The sequence below is a fragment of the Candidatus Binataceae bacterium genome (genome assembly GCA_035500095.1).
Lineage (GTDB): Bacteria > Desulfobacterota > Binatia > Binatales > Binataceae > JAKAVN01.
In genome coordinates this window covers 1-2,669 of record DATJXN010000087.1, presented here as the reverse complement: position 1 = coordinate 2,669, position 2,669 = coordinate 1, and the positions used below count along the sequence as shown (strand labels likewise).

Annotated in this window: 3 protein-coding genes; 1 reads left to right on the top strand and 2 read right to left on the bottom strand. The window is 62.1% G+C overall.

Features of this window, described 5'->3' with window-relative positions; genetic code table 11:
* Positions 1 to 441: hypothetical protein (locus VMI09_08585; GenBank protein ID HTQ24739.1), on the bottom strand; the 441-nt coding region annotated here is incomplete at its 3' end.
* 143 nt (positions 442 to 584) lie between these two features.
* Here VMI09_08585 and VMI09_08580 point away from each other — a divergent pair.
* Entirely contained in the window at positions 585 to 1,337 is a 753-nt protein-coding gene (locus VMI09_08580) for a glucose 1-dehydrogenase (protein HTQ24738.1), read from the top strand.
* Positions 1,338 to 1,578: 241 nt separating this feature from the next.
* On the opposite strand, the gene VMI09_08575 is transcribed toward VMI09_08580, so the two are convergent.
* Positions 1,579 to 2,409 (bottom strand): aldo/keto reductase, encoded by an 831-nt coding sequence (locus VMI09_08575; protein HTQ24737.1) that lies wholly within the window; start codon positions 2,407 to 2,409, stop codon positions 1,579 to 1,581.
* Positions 2,410 to 2,669: the final 260 nt, after the last annotated feature.

Below are 2,669 nucleotides of genomic sequence, written 5' to 3'. Positions count from 1 at the left end.
CATCCCGAATCCGGCATCCTTGGTCGCGAACATCATCAGGCCCTTGTTCGGGAAGATGATCTCCGCATCGATACCGTCGCGGATGTGATCCTTGATGCGCTGCTCCGGATCCGCGCCCGCATTCCCGCGCAGCCGATCCTCACTGTTCTCGCGCGGAACGTCCGCGATCATTCGCGATCGCACTCGCGACCGTCCCAACCCCTCCGCGACGAACCACTTCTCGCCATTCGCGTCGGTTTCGACGTGCGGCAGTCGGTCGCGATACTTCGGTTCCAGCCGCGTGCGCCACAAGCTGCCGGGCTCGTTCGCGTGACAGTCCGCCGAGATCATCAGGTACTTATCGGGATCGTCAGGCCGCGCCGTATGTGCCCATCCCTCGTGCCCCGGAGTTTCGATTCGATAGCGATTCTTCGCGTCTACCTGATCGTAAGCGTGCTCCATGACTGACCTCGGCCGTCGAAATTCAGCGCGATGCGTGGGCGCTTATTGATACTAATCTCAATGATTGCGTTTTACGCCCCTTCCGGCGCAGATTTCAAACCTGCGGACGCGTCCTCGCCGTCGCGCACAGAGGAGACACCATCATGGATCGACTCAAAGGAAAGATCGCGCTCATTTCCGGCGGCGCTCGCGGGCAAGGCGCGGCGGAAGCCCGGATTTTCGTCAGAGAGGGCGCAAAGGTTGTCGTCGGCGATGTACTCGATCGCGAGTCCGCCGCGCTCGCCGGGGAGATCAACCAGAAGGCCGGTTCCAAAGCGGCCGTCGCGATTCATCTCGATGTGACCCGCGCAGCCGACTGGCGCTCCGCCATCGAGACTGCGGAGCGCGAATTCGGCGGACTCGACATCCTCGTCAACAACGCCGGCATCCTGAACTTCAATCGCATCGAGGAGACCAGCGAAGAGGAATGGGACAGCGTCGTCGCCGTGAATCAGAAAGGCGTATGGCTCGGGATGAAGACCGCGGTGCCCGCGATCCGCAAGCGCGGCGGCGGCGCGATCGTCAACATTTCTTCCATCTATGGCCTGATCGGCTCCGGCGGCGCAGCCGCCTATCACGGCACCAAGGGCGCCGTCCGGATCCTGAGCAAGGTCGGCGCGGTCCACTACGCCGATGACAACATCCGGGTGAATTCGGTGCATCCCGGCGTGATCAAAACTCCGATGACGGAGGTTCTCGACAAGGACCTGCTGAATTCCATCGCCGCGATGGCCCCGATGAAGCGCGCCGGCACCCCCGAGGAAGTAGCCAACGTTGTCCTGTTCCTCGCCTCCGACGAAGCCTCCTTCGTAACCGGCGCAGAATTCGTAGTAGACGGCGGCTACACCGCCGTCTGATCTCCCTCTCCTGACCTCCCCCATGAACGGGGGAGGAAGCCGCGCATTTTTTTGCGCGGAGGAGCGGGACACTTTTCAGCGCGCTTCTTTGCGCGCGATTAAGGAATTCTGCTGACTGCAACTTGAGCCAGACCGCAGAATTTCTGAATCGCGCGAGCTTCGCTTCGCGCTGAAAGCGGACCCTCTCCTGCCGCGCGAAGACGCGCAGCGACCTCTCCACTTTCAGGGAGAGGTCAGGAAATCAGATCGTGTCCGACACGCCCGGGATGAACAGCGGCTGCATCGCGTAGCTCGCCACATCCGCTTCCATCTCGGCCCTCGATGGTGCTTTCGGCGCTTCCCGGGCCGCATCCAGGATCGCGCGCAAAATCGTCGCGTCACTCGAGGTATTCAGAAACAGCCCCGGCCTGCTCAGCACGAAATGCACCGCTCTCCGCAATGCATCCTTGTCACGCAGCGGCTCGTACCAACTGAACTTCGGCCCGTCGCCATTCTGCCATCGCCGCCGAGCCGCGGACTTGATCGTCTGCATCGCCACGCCGCGCTCGCTGCACAACTTGATCAGCGCCTCGACGTCGGCCGCATACTGCGGATTCTCCAGCATCGTGAAGTTGTGCGGAAAGAGCACCGAGTCGAATGCGAATCGCTCCAGGCTCCGCCGATGCATCGCCGCCACCTGCGATCCATGCCCCGTCACCCCGATAAATCGCACCAGCCCCTGCGCGCGCGCCTCGACCAGCGCCTCCAGCGCGCCACGCGGCCCGAACGCGGTCTTCCATTCGTCCTCATCAACCAGATTGTGAAGTTGAATCAGGTCAACACTGTCGACCCCAAGCCGCTCAAGCGATCGATGCAGACTCGCCCTAGCGCCATCATAGGTGCGATCTCCCGTCTTGGTCGCGAGAAAGAAGCGCTCGCGATGCTCCCGCATCCACGGCGCGATGCGCAGCTCGGAGTCGCCGTATGCGGCCGCGGTATCGATATGGTTGATGCCGTACTCGAGCAGAATCTCCAGCACCCGGTCCGCGCGCTCCTGCTTCATCCCGCCCAGCGCCGCCGCCCCGAAAATCACCCGTGTACTTTGGTGGCCCGTCTTTCCAAAAGGACTCGTAGCGATCATGCGACTACCTCGATTCTGCAATCATAACATTGCGCTCACTGGCCACCCAGTCTTCTGTTTTTCACGCATCGTTTTCGTTAGATTCGCGGCCCGTGCTGCCCCCGATTCCATTTCGCGCGTGGCTGCTCGCGTTATTGCTGCTAGCCGGATGCGGCGGCGGCTCATCGTCCGCGCCGCCTCGCGCCGCCAGTCTTGTCTACGTTCCCTATTAC

Excerpts from the sequence above, each read along its gene's own strand:
- VMI09_08580 (HTQ24738.1), top strand. The coding sequence starts at position 585 with ATGGATCGACTCAAAGGAAAGATCGCGCTCATTTCCGGCGGCGCTCGC.